The organism is Citrobacter sp. CK194, assembly GCF_030333395.1.
GTDB classification, from domain to species: Bacteria; Pseudomonadota; Gammaproteobacteria; order Enterobacterales; family Enterobacteriaceae; genus Citrobacter_B; species Citrobacter_B koseri.
Genome location: NZ_JAOWGA010000015.1, coordinates 106,306 through 121,784, shown reverse-complemented (window position 1 = coordinate 121,784; position 15,479 = coordinate 106,306). Strand labels below are relative to the sequence as shown.

Below are 15,479 nucleotides of genomic sequence, written 5' to 3'. Positions count from 1 at the left end.
ACCGTAGGCCGGGTAAGGCGAAGCCGCCACCCGGCACTGTTCAGGAATCAAATCTTCATGTCATCATCCCGTCCGGTGTTTCGCTCGCGTTGGCTGCCGTATTTGCTGGTTGCGCCGCAACTGGCGATCACCGTCATTTTCTTTATCTGGCCTGCGGGCGAAGCGCTGTGGTATTCGCTGCAAAGCGTCGATCCGTTTGGGCTGTCCAGCCAGTTTGTCGGTCTGGATAACTTTGTCGCCTTATTCCATGACAGCTACTACCTCGACTCCTTCTGGACGACGATGAAATTCAGTGCGCTGGTGACGGTAAGCGGCCTGTTGGTCTCGCTGTTTTTCGCCGCGCTGGTGGATTACGTGGTACGCGCAAGCCGCCTGTATCAAACGCTGATGCTGCTGCCTTACGCCGTTGCGCCAGCGGTGGCCGCCGTACTGTGGATCTTCCTGTTCAACCCCGGGCGCGGGCTAATCACCCATTTTCTTGCCGGGTTCGGCTATGACTGGAACCATGCGCAACACAGCGGCCAGGCCATGTTTTTGGTGGTGTTCGCTTCAGTCTGGAAGCAGATTAGTTACAACTTCCTGTTCTTTTTTGCCGCGTTGCAATCCATTCCCCGCTCGCTGACGGAAGCGGCAGCGATTGATGGGGCGGGTCCGGTTCGGCGCTTCTTTAAACTTTCGCTACCGCTGATTGCACCGGTGAGTTTCTTCCTGCTGGTGGTCAATCTGGTGTATGCCTTCTTCGACACCTTCCCGGTGATCGACGCCGCTACCGCAGGCGGACCGGTACAGGCGACGACCACGCTGATTTATAAGATTTACCGCGAAGGCTTTGCCGGGCTGGATCTCTCCGCCTCTGCCGCACAGTCGGTGGTGCTGATGTTCCTCGTCATCATTCTGACGGTTATCCAGTTCCGCTATGTGGAAAGTAAGGTGCGTTACCAATGATTGAGAACCGTCGCGGGCTGACGATATTCAGCCACACTATGTTGATTCTGGGGATTGTGGTGATCCTGTTTCCCTTGTACGTCGCCTTTGTGGCGGCGACGCTGGACAACAGCGCGGTGTTCGATACGCCGATGACGCTCATCCCCGGAACGCATCTGCTGGAAAACATGGCAACGATCTGGGTTAACGGCGTGGGCGTGAACAGCGCGCCGTTCTGGCTGATGATGCTTAACAGTTTCATCATGGCTTTTGGCATTACGGTGGGGAAAATCACCGTTTCTATGCTGTCGGCGTTTGCCATTGTCTGGTTTCGTTTTCCGCTGCGTAATCTGTTTTTCTGGATGATCTTTATCACCCTGATGCTGCCGGTTGAGGTGCGTATTTTCCCGACGGTGGAAGTGATCGCCAATCTGAAAATGCTCGACAGCTACGCGGGTCTGACCCTGCCGCTGATGGCCTCAGCGACCGCCACCTTTCTGTTTCGCCAGTTCTTCATGACGCTGCCGGACGAGCTGATTGAAGCGGCGCGCATCGACGGCGCTTCACCGATGCGCTTTTTCCGCGACATTGTGCTGCCGCTGTCGAAAACCAATCTCGCGGCGCTGTTCGTCATCACCTTCATCTACGGCTGGAACCAGTACCTGTGGCCGTTGCTGATTATTACCGACGTTGATCTCGGCACCGCCGTTGCGGGGATTAAAGGCATGATCGCCACCGGGGAAGGCACCACTCAGTGGAATCAGGTGATGGCGGCGATGCTGCTGACCCTGATTCCCCCCGTCGTTATCGTTTTAGCCATGCAGCGCGCGTTTGTACGCGGCCTGGTGGACAGTGAGAAGTAGGAAATTTTATGGCTGGTTTGAAATTACAGGCAGTAACCAAAAGCTGGGACGGCAAAACCCAGGTCATACAGCCGTTAACGCTGGATGTGGCGGATGGCGAGTTTATTGTGATGGTTGGGCCGTCCGGCTGCGGTAAATCGACGCTGCTGCGTATGGTGGCCGGGCTTGAGCGGGTAACGAGCGGCGATATCTGGATTGACCGCCAGCGCGTTACGGAGATGGAGCCGAAAGACAGGGGCATTGCGATGGTGTTCCAGAACTACGCGCTCTACCCACACATGAGCGTAGAGGAGAACATGGCGTGGGGGCTGAAGATTCGCGGCATGGGCAAAGGACATATTGCCGAACGGGTGAAAGAGGCGGCGCGGATTCTGGAGCTGGACGGTTTGCTCAAACGCCGTCCACGCGAGCTTTCCGGCGGCCAGCGCCAGCGTGTGGCAATGGGGCGTGCGATTGTGCGCGATCCGGCCGTCTTCCTGTTTGATGAGCCGCTGTCCAACCTTGACGCTAAATTGCGCGTCCAGATGCGCCTTGAGTTACAACATCTGCATCGCCGCCTGAAAACCACCTCGCTGTACGTGACGCACGATCAGGTCGAAGCGATGACGCTCGCCCAGCGGGTGATGGTGATGAACAAAGGCGTGGCGGAGCAAATCGGTACGCCGGTAGAGGTGTATGAGAAGCCAGCCAGCCGCTTTGTGGCGAGCTTTATCGGCAGCCCGGCGATGAATCTGCTGGAGGGGCGCATCAGCGCCGCAGGCACCCATTTTGAGCTGGAGAGCGGGATGGCGCTGCCCGTTAACTGGAACTATCGTCGCTATGCCGGGCGGAAAATGACGCTGGGTATCCGTCCTGAGCATATTGCGCTAAGCTCGCAAGCGGAAGGCGGCGTACCGCTGGTGATGGACACGCTGGAGATGCTGGGGGCGGATAACCTGGCGCACGGACGCTGGGGCGATCAAAAAATGGTCGTGCGGCTGGCGCATCAGCAACGCCCGACGGCAGGCAGCACGCTATGGCTGCATTTGCCGGAAAATCATCTGCATCTTTTCGATGGCGAAACAGGACAACGAGTATGAGTAACTGGCCTTATCCCCACATCGTCGCGCATCGCGGTGGCGGAAAACTCGCACCGGAAAACACGCTGGCGGCGATTGACGTGGGGGCGCGGTGCGGACACACGATGATTGAGTTTGACGTGAAGCTGTCGAAAGACGGCGAGATCTTTCTGCTGCATGACGACAACCTGGAGCGCACCAGTAACGGCTGGGGCGTGGCGGGGGAAGTCAACTGGCAGGATCTGCTGCGCGTTGATGCCGGGAGCTGGTTTAGCGGCAAGTTTAAAGGCGAGCCGTTGCCGCTGTTGTCTCAGGTAGCGGAACGCTGCCGCGAGCACGGCATGATGGCGAATATTGAAATTAAACCGACGACCGGCACCGGGCCATTGACGGGGAGAGTGGTGGCGCTGGCGGCGCGGGAGCTGTGGTCTGGAATGACCGCGCCTTTACTTTCATCGTTTGAAATTGATGCGCTGGAAGCGGCGCAACAGGCGGCGCCAGAGCTACCGCGCGGTTTACTGCTGGATGACTGGCGTGACGACTGGCATGCGCTGACGACCCGGCTGGGCTGCGTCTCTGTTCATCTCAACCATAAATTGCTCGATGAAGCGCGGGTAAAAGCGCTCAAGGCGGCGGGACTGCGCATTCTGGTTTACACCGTCAACAAACCCCAGCGCGCGGCGGAACTGCTGCGCTGGGGCGTGGACTGCATCTGTACCGATGCCATTGATGTGATTGGGCCGGATTTTACTGCGGCGAGTTATTGAGCATATCGCCACTCTGTCGCTGGGGCAGCAGATGTTGCTGACCGCTGCTCTGGCGGGTTCCACCGCTTAACATCCCGCCATTGTTGTTTGGTAAAACCTGCTCACGCACCTGGCCCTGCTGGACCCGCTGCGCGTTATTGTTCATCTGCGTTTGCAGATGCTGTTGCTGAAGCTGGGTCTGCGTTTTTAACTGCTGGTTAAGCATCCCTTTCTGCTGGGTCTGCTGCGTCTGCATTTGGGTTTGCATCCGCTGTTGACTCGGGATCTGATACCCCGGCTGATTCGGGTTATTCATGGTGTTGATGGGCTGCGCAAAGCCGGAAAACGGCAGTAGCGCCGCTAAAATTAAGAGTCGTTTCATCGTCTTTCCTCCTCTGGGGGGATCTATTAAGTTTACTCCTTTCCCGTCGCAACGATGATTATTTCAGAGTTATGCACCAGGCTTAGTGGGGGGCTGACCCCGTATCTCTGGAGAATAACGATGATGAAACCGACGTTTTTGCGCCGGGTAGCCATTGCTGCTCTGCTCTCAGGAAGTTGTTTTAGTGTTGTTGCCGCGCCGCCTGCGCCACCTCCGGTGTCATACGGTGTTGAAGAGGATGTTTTCCACCCTGTTCGTGCGAAGCAGGGGATGGTGGCATCCGTGGATGCGATGGCGACCCAGGTCGGCGTCGATATCCTTAAGCAAGGGGGAAATGCCGTCGATGCGGCGGTTGCCGTTGGCTATGCGCTGGCGGTGACGCATCCGCAGGCGGGGAACCTCGGCGGCGGGGGTTTTATGCTGCTGCGCACCAAAGACGGGAATACCACGGCGATCGACTTCCGCGAAATGGCGCCAGCCAATGCCACCCGCGATATGTTCCTGGACGATCAGGGCAATCCTGACAGTAAAAAATCGCTGACGTCGCACCTGGCGACCGGTACGCCGGGCACCGTGGCCGGATTCTCGCTGGCGCTGGAGAAATACGGCACCCTGCCGCTCAACAAAGTGATACGCCCGGCGATGAAACTTGCGGATGAGGGATTCGTCGTCAACGATGCGCTGGCGGATGACCTGAAAACCTACGGTAGTGAGGTGCTGCCGAATTATGAAAACAGCAAGGCTATTTTCTGGAAAGACGGCGAACCGCTGAAGAAGGGCGACAAGCTGGTGCAGAAAAACCTGGCGAAAAGTCTGGAGATGATTGCTGAGAATGGCCCTGATGCCTTCTACAAAGGGGCAATAGCCGACCAGATCGCACAGGAGATGCAGAAGAACGGGGGGCTTATCACCAAAGAGGATCTGGCGGCTTACAAAGCGGTAGAACGTACGCCGATTAGCGGCGATTATCGCGGGTATCAGGTCTTTTCGATGCCGCCTCCGTCCTCCGGCGGCATTCATATCGTGCAGATCCTCAATATCCTTGAAAACTTCGACATGAAGAAATACGGGTTTGGCAGCGCCGATGCCATGCAGATAATGGCTGAAGCGGAGAAATATGCCTATGCCGATCGGTCGGAGTATCTCGGCGACCCGGATTTTGTGAAGGTGCCGTGGCAGGCGCTGACCAGTAAAGCGTATGCGAAATCCATCGCCGATCAGATAGATATCAATAAAGCCAAACCGTCCAGCGAGATTCGCCCCGGTAAACTGGCGCCGTACGAAAGCAATCAGACCACCCATTTCTCGGTGGTGGATAAAGACGGCAACGCGGTGGCCGTCACCTACACCCTGAACACCACGTTTGGCACCGGGATTGTGGCGGGAAACACCGGAATTCTGCTCAACAATGAGATGGATGACTTCTCCGCGAAACCTGGCGTACCAAACGTTTACGGTCTGGTGGGCGGCGATGCTAACGCCGTAGGGCCGAAGAAACGTCCGCTGTCGTCAATGTCGCCAACCATTGTGGTGAAAGACGGTAAAACCTGGCTGGTGACAGGCAGCCCTGGCGGTAGCCGGATTATTACCACCGTGCTGCAAATGGTGGTCAACAGCATCGATTTCGGGATGAATGTCGCTGAGGCGACCAACGCACCGCGTTTCCATCATCAGTGGCTGCCGGATGAGCTGCGCGTGGAAAAGGGCTTTAGCCCGGATACGCTGAAACTCCTGGAACAGCGTGGGCAAAAAGTCGCGCTGAAAGAAGCGATGGGCAGCACCCAGAGCATCATGGTGGGGCCGGATGGTTCGCTGTACGGCGCGTCTGACCCGCGCTCAGTCGATGATTTAACGGCGGGGTATTGAGGTAAGTGGCCCTCTTCGGTGGAAGAGGGCTTATCAGGAAGTTCTGGTTGTAACCTTGTTTTTCAACAGCATTATTCTGCACGGCGATTATGGTACGTTATTGTCAGTATCAGTATTCTTGATTAGCCTGTATCCTTTTTCAGATACGCGATAGTAAGGCATGGACTTATGCCCACTATCTTCAATATTTACCAGACCCTCGCTAGCCAATTTATTCACAATATTAACGACATTGCTGAACCCCGGGATTCTTTTCATGGAAAGCGTGCGATCCAGATTCATCCAGTTCCAGTTAATATCTTTTTCGGCCATAACTTTTAGTACGTTAAGTTCAGTTTCAGTTATCATAGTTAAGTGCATCCTGGTGGTATAAGTCGTCAACTGTTCCCTTGAGTCTGTAATCTTCCAGCGTGGCTGTATGGGCATGATTCCATAGATTATATCCTGCATCCCCCTCAGGCTGCCCAAATTCCCATCCCAGATTACAGTAGCGCTGATATTCTCGGCATTCATGAGTATAGTAATTCAGATCGACCTGTTCTGGAGGTATTTTCCCTTTTTCAATGTCTTCCAACCTGCCGAACATTACATCATTTGCAGGATCATGAACGAACCTGGAAATATGTTTCTCAACTGTAGCGATACCTTTACTGTTAATAATGACACCATCAGTTGTCAGGCTCTCTATTGGACCTCCGGCAAGCTCGGGATCGAATGTTCGTCCTGATGCAGTTCCCCAGGCACCGAACTGCTCCAGTTCTTCTAATTCAGGAAGTTTCATTCTTCCCATAGTTAAGCTGGCAGCTATTGAAGCTCCAAGAATCAGCAATCCTTTGTTATCCATAACCTGCTCGTAACCCGCTGGAGCAACGCCTCCCAACTTTTCTGCCGTTTCCCTGAAACCTTCGATATTCCCGTTGTAGATACCTCCGGCGGCAAGCAATCTGCCAACCCCTTTGCTGCTTAACGTTTTGAGGCTATTATCTGCGGGTGTTTTTGGACGGGGGATAAACAGGCGGTTGTAGTTCTCGGGCAACGCCAGGTAGCTGAATTCAGTGTTGGCAATAAGGTGTTTGCAGAGGATATATTCATAGCTGATGGTTATTGTTTCTGTATCTAAATTATTTTCGCTGAATTGGTGTTGGATACCTGATAGAAATGCTCCCCGCAGTTGAATATAATGATACTTCTCCCATCTACCGAATCTATTGATGCGGTAGAAATAAAACTCCATATACAACTATTGTCAGGTAGACAATATTTCCCATTATTACCTTATCCTTTAATAACGGCATGCTAAATGTATTAGCCGTGAATCCTTTCTTTATTATCTGTTTACGCTCTATTCTCAGATTCGTATACAGAGTTAATAAATGTTTTCACTTTAGCCAAATATTATTGAGGATATTCTGAATTGGGCAGGACTACTTTTAATTACGGGATATTCCCCTCTCCTGGAGAGAGGGGAGGCGAAAATTACTTCATCCGCGCCATAAAGTATGCGTCGACATACTCACCGTTACGCAGTGCGTACTTCTTGCCGGTGCCTTCAATCTCAAAACCATGCTTCTTGTAGACCGCCACGGCGGGTTCATTATCGACAAATACCGTTAGCTCGATACGCTCCACGCGCAGCCAGTTATCGCACATATCGATCATGGTACGGAGCAGCGCGCTGGCGACCCCACGGTTTTGCCACCGCGCATCAACACTGATGCCAAAATCGGCGACATGGCTGCGGCGCGGACGCTGGATGACCGCAATGGTGAGATGCCCAACGACAGTATCGTCAATACAGGCGACCAGCTGTTTGATGCCGGGCTGGTCGGCTAGCCGCTCCTGCCACATCGTACTGGAAGGATGAGGAACCTGTAGCGTGTTGTGATACACCTCCGGCTGGGCATGGATCTGACGAATTGCGTCGTAATCTTTTGATTCCGCGTGGCGTATCACTATCTCGCTCATTTCTGTGTCCTTAGCAGGTTAAAAGTCCTTTTAAACATCATTGACTTTAAAAACGGAGTCAACTGCATTTTTTTGCAAAAAGTATTGGACAAGTGCGAATGAGAATGATTATTATTGCTCTGCGTTCAGGGAGACCCTTGCGGAGAACCTGAAAGCACGACATTGCTCACATTGCTTCCAGTATTACTTTAGCCAGCCGGGTGCTGGCTTTTTTTTTTGGATCAGTTTCGGGCTGGTTTGCTGGTCAGTTTTGTAGGCCGGATAAGGCAAAGCCGTCATCCGGCAATGGCGCTTGTGATGCCGGATGGCGCTGATGCTTATCCGGCCTACGATCTGACCGCGACGCCGACGACCGATCTTGAGGCTGTAGGCCGGATAAGGCAAAGCCGTCATCCGGCAATGGTTCTTGTGACGCCGGATGGCGCTTATGCTTATCCGGCCTACGATCGTTTCACCGCTATTTCCCACATGTTGTTTGCGCTATGGTGTATGCAATCACCTTTCAAAAAGGACACTCCCATGACCTTACACTGCGCATTTATTGGCTTTGGTAAAAGCACCACCCGCTACCATCTGCCGTATGTTCTTAACCGTAAAGGCAGCTGGCATGTTGCGCATATCTTCCGCCGTCACGCGAAGCCGGAAGAGCAGGCGCCGATCTACTCGCATATTCACTTCACCAGCGATCTTGATGAAGTGCTGAACGATCCGCAGGTAAAACTGGTGATCGTCTGTACCCATGCGGACAGCCATTTTGACTACGCCCGGCGCGCGCTGGAGGCGGGAAAAAACGTGCTGGTGGAAAAACCGTTTACGCCAACGCTTGCCGAGGCGAAAGTGTTGTTCGAACTGGCGCGGAGCAAAGGGCTGACCGTCACGCCGTACCAGAACCGCCGCTTTGACTCCTGTTTCCTGACCGCCAAAAAAGCGATTGAGAGCGGTAAACTGGGCGAGATTGTTGAAGTTGAAAGCCACTTTGATTACTACCGACCGGTTGCGGAAACCAAACCTGGCCTGCCGCAGGACGGCGCGTTTTACGGCCTCGGCGTGCATACGATGGATCAAATTATTTCGCTGTTCGGACGCCCGGACCATGTGGCTTATGACATCCGCAGCCTGCGCAATAAAGCCAACCCGGATGATACGTTCGAAGCGCAGCTGTTTTACGGCGATCTGAAAGCCATCGTTAAAACCAGCCATTTAGTGAAGATCGATTACCCGAAATTTATCGTTCATGGCACCAGAGGCTCGTTTGTGAAGTACGGCATCGACCAGCAGGAAACCAGTCTGAAGGCCAATATCATGCCCGGCGAACCGGGGTTTGCGGCGGATGATTCTGTCGGCCTGCTGGAATACGTTAATGACGAAGGCGTGACGGTGAAAGAAGAGATGAAACCGGAGGTCGGCGACTATGGCCGCGTTTATGACGCCCTGTTCGAGACCCTCACGCATGGCGTGCCGAATTACGTCAAGGAATCTGACGTTCTCACCAACCTTGAGATCCTTGAGCGGGCGTTTGAACAGGCGTCTCCGGCCACAGTAACCCTTGCGAAATAAACAAAATCAACGCCTCTGGGCTTGTTCATAATTTTTGAACAGAGGAGTCAATTTTCACCCTCTATGATCCCGTCTGGATTGGGTTCACACTTACTCCATCGAAAACATCTGGGGGGTGAATACAATGATCTACTTACGCAAAGCAAACGACCGTGGTCATGCGAATCATGGCTGGCTGGATTCCTGGCATACTTTCTCTTTTGCAAACTACTATGACCCTAACTTTATGGGCTTCTCGGCACTGCGCGTGATTAACGATGACGTTATTGAAGCAGGCCAGGGCTTTGGGACGCACCCGCATAAAGACATGGAAATCCTGACCTATGTGCTGGAAGGCGCAGTGGAACACCAGGACAGCATGGGTAACAAAGAGCAGGTTCCTGCCGGTGAGTTCCAGATTATGAGCGCCGGGACGGGCATTCGTCACTCGGAATACAACCCGAGCAATACCGACCGCCTGCGTTTGTATCAGATTTGGATCATGCCGCAGGAAAACGGGATTACACCGCGTTACGAGCAGCGTCGTTTTGACGCCGTACAGGGCAAACAGCTGGTGCTGTCGCCGGATGCGCGCGACGGTTCGCTGAAAGTGAATCAGGATATGGAGCTGTACCGTTGGGCGCTGCTGAAAGACGAACAGTCGGTACACCAGATCTCCGCCGAACGCCGCATCTGGATTCAGGTGGTGAAAGGTAACGTCACCATTAACGGCACCAAAGCGTCTACCAGCGACGGTCTGGCGATTTGGGATGAGCAGGCGATCTCCATCCATGCCGACAGCGATAGCGAAGTGTTACTGTTCGACCTGCCGCCAGTTTAAAAATACACGTCATCCTTCAAGCCGCATCTTTGTTGGCTTCCTGGCTCACCCCGGTCGCGTACTTTATGTACGCTTCCGGGGATTTAATGAGGGACATCCTTGTCCCTCACCAGAGGCAACCTTCGGTTGTTCAAATTCGTTCCTGACGAATTTGTCACTGCGTCGCCGCCTTGATGCAACTCGAATGATTTAGTGTATTTCTCACAATACAAAAACAACCTTAGTTTTCTCTGCGAAGGTTCATGCACGTCCGTGGTAAACTGGGGAAATCTATCCCTTTTATGCCTTTCAGGACGATGAAAAAGAAAAGACCCGTACTTCAGGATGTGGCTGACCGCGTAGGCGTGACCAAAATGACGGTCAGCCGTTTTCTGCGTAACCCGGAGCAGGTCTCCGTCGCGCTGCGGGGCAAGATCGCTGCTGCACTTGATGAACTGGGTTACATTCCCAATCGTGCTCCCGATATTCTTTCTAACGCGACCAGCCGTGCGGTGGGCGTTCTGCTGCCGTCGTTAACCAACCAGGTTTTCGCCGAGGTGTTACGCGGAATTGAGACCGTCACCGATGCCCACGGCTATCAGACGATGCTGGCGCACTACGGCTATAAGCCGGAAATGGAACAGGAACGTCTGGAGTCGATGCTGTCATGGAACATTGACGGGCTAATCCTCACTGAACGTACCCATACGCCGCGCACGCTCAAAATGATTGAAGTCGCGGGCATTCCGGTGGTGGAGCTGATGGACAGCAAATCACCATGCCTCGATATCGCCGTCGGTTTTGACAACTTTGAAGCCGCGCGTCAGATGACCGCCGCGATTATCGCGCGTGGCCATCGTCATATCGCCTATCTGGGGGCGCGCCTCGACGAACGTACTATCATCAAACAGAAAGGCTATGAACAGGCCATGCTGGACGCCGGGCTGGTGCCCTACAGCGTGATGGTGGAGCAATCGTCGTCTTACTCTTCCGGGATTGAGCTGATCCGCCAGGCAAGACGTGAATACCCACAACTGGACGGTATTTTCTGTACCAACGATGACCTTGCCGTCGGGGCGGCGTTCGAATGCCAGCGTTTAGGGCTCAAAATTCCTGATGATATGGCGATTGCCGGTTTCCACGGCCACGACATTGGTCAGGTGATGGAACCGCGTCTGGCCAGCGTACTCACGCCGCGTGAGCGGATGGGTAGTATCGGCGCAGAGCGCCTGCTGGCGCGCATACGCGGTGAAGCGGTGACGCCTAAAATGTTAGATTTAGGTTTCACCTTGTCACCGGGTGGATCTATTTAGTCCAACAAATTTGAAGTAGCTCACACTTATTCACTTCTGCCACGAATGGATATTGCTTCTATTCTGGTCCGGTCGGACAATGTTACCGATAACAGTTACCCGTAACAATTCCTGATCCTTGTACTGTGGGGGCACCACTTTGAGCACGACTAACCATGATCACCACATTTACGTTCTGATGGGCGTATCAGGCAGTGGCAAATCCGCTGTCGCCAGCGAAGTGGCGCATCAGCTGCATGCCGCGTTTCTTGATGGCGATTTTCTCCATCCGCGTTGCAACATCATGAAAATGGCCTCCGGCGAGCCGTTGAATGACGACGACCGCAAGCCGTGGTTACAGGCGCTGAACGATGCGGCGTTTGCGATGCAGCGAACCAATAAGGTATCGCTGATTGTCTGTTCCGCACTGAAAAAACACTATCGCGACCTGCTGCGCGACGGTAACCCAAACCTGTCTTTCATCTACCTGAAAGGGGATTTTGACGTTATCGAAAGCCGCCTGAAGGCACGTAAAGGCCACTTCTTTAAAACGCAGATGCTGGTAACTCAGTTTGACACGCTGGAAGAGCCGGGCGCTGACGAGAGCGATGTACTGGTGGTGAATATCGATCAGCCGCTGGAAGGTGTCGTGGCAAGCACCATTGAGGTCATTAACAAAGGCAGTAAGTAGTGAGTACATTAACGCTTGTTTTAACAGCAGTAGGTTCTGTTTTACTGCTGCTGTTTTTAGTGATGAAGGCGCGTATGCACGCCTTCGTTGCTTTGATGGTGGTGTCTATTGGCGCAGGTCTTTTTTCCGGTATGCCGCTCGATAAAATCGCGGCGACGATGGAAAAAGGGATGGGCGGTACGCTTGGCTTCCTGGCGATTGTTGTCGCACTGGGCGCCATGTTCGGCAAAATTTTGCATGAGACGGGCGCAGTCGATCAGATTGCCGTCAAAATGCTCAAATCTTTCGGCCACAGCCGCGCGCATTACGCGATTGGTCTGGCGGGGCTGATTTGCGCGCTGCCGCTGTTCTTTGAAGTCGCCATTGTGCTGCTGATCAGCGTTGCATTCTCTATGGCGCGCCATACCGGAACAAACCTTGTGAAGCTGGTCATTCCGCTGTTTGCGGGCGTGGCGGCGGCTGCGGCGTTTCTGCTGCCCGGGCCTGCGCCGATGCTGCTGGCGTCCCAAATGCACGCTGATTTTGGCTGGATGATCCTGATTGGCCTGTGCGCGGCAATCCCTGGCATGATCATCGCCGGGCCGCTGTTTGGTAATTTCATTGGCCGCTATGTGGAACTGCACGTCCCGGATGACATTACCGAACCGCATCTGGGCGAAGGTAAAATGCCGTCGTTTGGCTTCAGTCTCTCGCTGATCCTGCTGCCGCTGGTGCTGGTAGGGCTGAAAACGATCGCCGCGCGCTTTGTCGCGGAAGGTTCCAGCGCTTACGAATGGTTTGAGTTTATCGGCCACCCGTTCACCGCGATTCTGGTGGCGTGCCTGGTGGCAATCTATGGCCTGGCGGTGCGTCAGGGGATGGCGAAAGATAAAGTCATGGCGATCTGCGGTCAGGCGCTGCAACCGGCGGGCATTATTCTGTTGGTGATTGGCGCAGGCGGCGTGTTCAAGCAGGTTCTGGTGGATTCCGGCGTTGGCCCGGCGCTGGGCGAAGCGTTAACCGGCATGGGCTTGCCGATTGCCATCACCTGCTTCGTGCTGGCGGCAGCGGTGCGTATCATTCAGGGTTCCGCGACCGTCGCGTGCTTAACGGCGGTGGGGCTGGTGATGCCGGTGGTGGAACAACTGAACTTCTCCGGCGCGCAGATGGCGGCATTGTCTATCTGTATCGCGGGCGGTTCTATCGTGGTCAGCCACGTAAACGATGCCGGTTTCTGGCTGTTCGGTAAATTCACTGGCGCGACCGAAGCGCAAACGCTGAAGACCTGGACGATGATGGAAACCATTCTCGGCACCGTCGGCGCGATTGTCGGTATGATTGCGTTCCAGCTTCTTAGCTGAGTCTTGTTGCCCGGTGGCGCGCCGCTTATCGGGCCTGCAAGTGAGCACATATCCACACCGTAGGCCGGGTAAGCGCCACCCGGCTAGCCTTTCATCCACATCCGAATGCCGTCCAGGAACATCTGGGTCGCCATCATCACCAGAATCAACCCCATCAGACGTTCCAGCGCGTTAACCCCTTTCTCGCCCAGCAGACGCAGGAACAGCGATGATTGCAGCAGAATCACAAACGTGCCGCCCCAGGCGATCAGCAGAGCGATGACCAGATGCCCCATCTGGTTCGGATACTGATGCGATAACAGCATCAGCGTCGCCAGGATGGTCGGGCCCGCCACCAGAGGGATAGCCAGCGGTACGATAAACGGTTCTTCGCCCGCCGGGAGTCCGGCGCTGTTGCCTGATGCGCTGGGGAAAATCATCTTAATGGCGATCAGGAACAGAATAATCCCCCCGGAGATCGACACGGTTTCCGCCCGCAGGTTGAGAAAGGCCAAAATTTTCTCGCCCGCAAACAGGAAAATGAGCATCAGTAAAAGCGCAATAAACAGCTCGCGAACCATAATCGCCCGGCGGCGCTTTGGTTCGGTATGTTTCAGTACGGACATGAAAATGGGCAGGTTTCCGAGTGGATCCATAATCAGGATCAATAAAACTGCCGCTGAAATGATTTCATTCATAACTCAAATTCCCTGATAATTACTGCGGACTTTCTGCTTGCTTAGGAAGCGGGATAAGTCGCATTACTGATGGCTTCGCTATCATTGATTAATTTCACTTGCGACTTTGGCTGCTTTTTGTATGGTGAAGGAAGAACCAGTAGGACACTGGTTTGCATACACAGCACACATCTTTGCAGGAAAAAAACGCTATGAAAAATGTTGGTTTTATCGGCTGGCGCGGTATGGTCGGCTCTGTACTCATGCAACGCATGGTTGAAGAGCGCGACTTCGATGCCATTCGCCCTGTTTTCTTTTCTACTTCCCAGCTTGGGCAGGCAGCGCCGACGTTCGGCGGTACGCCCGGCGGCACACTTCAGGATGCCTTTGATCTCGATGCGCTGAAGGCGCTTGATATCATTGTGACCTGTCAGGGCGGCGATTATACCAACGAAATCTATCCAAAGCTCCGTGAAAGCGGCTGGCAGGGCTACTGGATTGACGCGGCATCCTCGCTGCGCATGAAAGACGACGCCATCATTATTCTTGATCCGGTTAATCAGGATGTCATTACCGACGGCCTGAACAACGGCATTAAAACCTTCGTCGGCGGTAACTGTACCGTCAGCCTGATGCTGATGTCGCTGGGCGGTCTGTTTGCTAATGACCTGGTGGACTGGGTTTCTGTTGCGACTTACCAGGCGGCGTCTGGCGGCGGCGCGCGTCATATGCGCGAACTGCTGGCGCAGATGGGCCACTTGTACGGTCACGTAGCCGATGAGCTGGCGACCCCTTCTTCTGCGATCCTCGACATTGAGCGCAAAGTGACGACCCTGACCCGCAGCGGCGACCTGCCGGTTGATAACTTTGGCGTACCGCTGGCGGGCAGCCTGATTCCGTGGATCGACAAACAGCTCGATAACGGCCAGAGCCGCGAAGAGTGGAAAGGCCAGGCGGAAACCAACAAAATTCTCAACACCTCTTCCGTGATCCCGGTGGATGGTCTGTGCGTGCGCGTCGGCGCGCTGCGCTGCCACAGCCAGGCGTTCACCATTAAACTGAAAAAAGACGTGTCTGTTCCGACCGTAGAAGAACTGCTGGCCGCGCACAACCCGTGGGCGAAAGTGGTACCCAACGATCGTGATATTACCCTGCGTGAGTTAACCCCGGCTGCCGTTACCGGCACGCTCACCACGCCGGTTGGCCGCCTGCGTAAGTTGAACATGGGGCCGGAGTTCCTCTCCGCCTTTACCGTTGGCGACCAGCTGCTTTGGGGCGCGGCAGAACCGCTGCGCCGTATGCTGCGTCAGCTGGCGTAATTGTGGTGGCCCTGGTGGCGC

16 protein-coding genes are annotated in these 15,479 nt (G+C 54.4%); 11 read left to right on the top strand and 5 right to left on the bottom strand.

Annotated features, from left to right (window positions below; genetic code table 11):
- Positions 1-57: 57 nt before the first annotated feature.
- From ugpA to ugpQ, 4 genes are read left to right on the top strand one after another with little or no spacing between them, the layout of a single operon-like run.
- On the top strand, positions 58-945 hold the full coding sequence (gene ugpA, locus OGX80_RS06050) for a sn-glycerol-3-phosphate ABC transporter permease UgpA (RefSeq protein ID WP_024131024.1): 888 nt from the start codon (positions 58-60) through the stop codon (positions 943-945).
- Entirely contained in the window at positions 942-1,787 is an 846-nt protein-coding gene (gene ugpE / locus OGX80_RS06045) for a sn-glycerol-3-phosphate ABC transporter permease UgpE (RefSeq protein ID WP_047460601.1), read from the top strand. The genes ugpA and ugpE overlap by 4 nt, the downstream gene beginning before the upstream one ends.
- An 8-nt stretch (positions 1,788-1,795) precedes the next feature.
- The gene (locus OGX80_RS06040) at positions 1,796-2,866 is read left to right on the top strand and encodes a sn-glycerol-3-phosphate import ATP-binding protein UgpC (RefSeq protein WP_049009227.1); all 1,071 of its coding nucleotides are present in this window, start codon (positions 1,796-1,798) and stop codon (positions 2,864-2,866) included.
- Positions 2,863-3,612, top strand: coding sequence for a glycerophosphodiester phosphodiesterase (gene ugpQ / locus OGX80_RS06035; protein ID WP_110493709.1), 750 nt, complete (start codon positions 2,863-2,865; stop codon positions 3,610-3,612). The genes OGX80_RS06040 and ugpQ overlap by 4 nt, the downstream gene beginning before the upstream one ends.
- On the opposite strand, the gene OGX80_RS06030 is transcribed toward ugpQ, so the two are convergent.
- The gene (locus tag OGX80_RS06030; protein ID WP_012135554.1) at positions 3,593-3,973 is read right to left on the bottom strand and encodes a DUF2756 family protein; all 381 of its coding nucleotides are present in this window, start codon (positions 3,971-3,973) and stop codon (positions 3,593-3,595) included. The two genes, ugpQ and OGX80_RS06030, sit on opposite strands and share 20 nt — an antisense overlap.
- 120 nt (positions 3,974-4,093) lie before the next feature.
- Here OGX80_RS06030 and ggt point away from each other — a divergent pair, with 120 nt between their 5' ends.
- Positions 4,094-5,839, top strand: coding sequence for a gamma-glutamyltransferase (gene ggt / locus OGX80_RS06025; protein WP_049009224.1), 1,746 nt, complete (start codon positions 4,094-4,096; stop codon positions 5,837-5,839).
- An 87-nt stretch (positions 5,840-5,926) separates the two neighbouring features.
- Here ggt and OGX80_RS06020 read toward each other — a convergent pair whose 3' ends face one another.
- The 3 genes from OGX80_RS06020 to yhhY form a co-directional block, all read right to left on the bottom strand.
- Complete coding sequence (locus OGX80_RS06020; protein WP_071259335.1) at positions 5,927-6,187, bottom strand: MarR family transcriptional regulator; 261 nt, start codon at positions 6,185-6,187, stop codon at positions 5,927-5,929.
- A complete protein-coding gene (locus OGX80_RS06015; RefSeq protein WP_225622037.1) occupies positions 6,177-7,079 on the bottom strand; it encodes an Hcp family type VI secretion system effector in 903 nt (300 codons plus the stop codon). Before OGX80_RS06015 ends, OGX80_RS06020 begins: the two co-directional genes overlap by 11 nt.
- Positions 7,080-7,315: 236 nt before the next feature.
- Complete coding sequence (gene yhhY / locus OGX80_RS06010; protein ID WP_115181029.1) at positions 7,316-7,804, bottom strand: N-acetyltransferase; 489 nt, start codon at positions 7,802-7,804, stop codon at positions 7,316-7,318.
- A gap of 519 nt (positions 7,805-8,323) precedes the next feature.
- Here yhhY and OGX80_RS06005 point away from each other — a divergent pair.
- The 5 genes from OGX80_RS06005 to gntU all read left to right on the top strand — a co-directional run bounded on the left by OGX80_RS06005 (position 8,324) and on the right by gntU (position 13,483).
- The gene (locus OGX80_RS06005; RefSeq protein WP_024131021.1) at positions 8,324-9,361 is read left to right on the top strand and encodes an oxidoreductase; all 1,038 of its coding nucleotides are present in this window, start codon (positions 8,324-8,326) and stop codon (positions 9,359-9,361) included.
- Between the two features lie 124 nt (positions 9,362-9,485).
- Positions 9,486-10,181 carry a quercetin 2,3-dioxygenase gene (gene yhhW, locus OGX80_RS06000; RefSeq protein WP_012135544.1) on the top strand — a complete coding sequence of 232 codons (696 nt, stop codon included), beginning with the start codon at positions 9,486-9,488 and terminating at the stop codon, positions 10,179-10,181.
- A 296-nt stretch (positions 10,182-10,477) separates the two neighbouring features.
- Complete coding sequence (gntR, locus tag OGX80_RS05995; protein ID WP_024131020.1) at positions 10,478-11,473, top strand: gluconate operon transcriptional repressor GntR; 996 nt, start codon at positions 10,478-10,480, stop codon at positions 11,471-11,473.
- Positions 11,474-11,612: 139 nt separating this feature from the next.
- Positions 11,613-12,143: a gluconokinase gene (gene gntK / locus OGX80_RS05990; protein WP_024131019.1), complete on the top strand. Its 531-nt coding sequence runs from the start codon at positions 11,613-11,615 to the stop codon at positions 12,141-12,143.
- Positions 12,143-13,483, top strand: coding sequence for a gluconate transporter (gene gntU, locus OGX80_RS05985; RefSeq protein WP_047460635.1), 1,341 nt, complete (start codon positions 12,143-12,145; stop codon positions 13,481-13,483). Before gntK ends, gntU begins: the two co-directional genes overlap by 1 nt.
- An 83-nt stretch (positions 13,484-13,566) precedes the next feature.
- Here gntU and yhgN read toward each other — a convergent pair whose 3' ends face one another.
- Positions 13,567-14,160 carry an NAAT family transporter YhgN gene (gene yhgN / locus OGX80_RS05980; RefSeq protein WP_012135540.1) on the bottom strand — a complete coding sequence of 198 codons (594 nt, stop codon included), beginning with the start codon at positions 14,158-14,160 and terminating at the stop codon, positions 13,567-13,569.
- 191 nt (positions 14,161-14,351) lie between these two features.
- Here yhgN and asd point away from each other — a divergent pair, with 191 nt between their 5' ends.
- Positions 14,352-15,458 (top strand): aspartate-semialdehyde dehydrogenase, encoded by a 1,107-nt coding sequence (gene asd / locus OGX80_RS05975; RefSeq protein ID WP_012135538.1) that lies wholly within the window; start codon positions 14,352-14,354, stop codon positions 15,456-15,458.
- Positions 15,459-15,479: the final 21 nt, after the last annotated feature.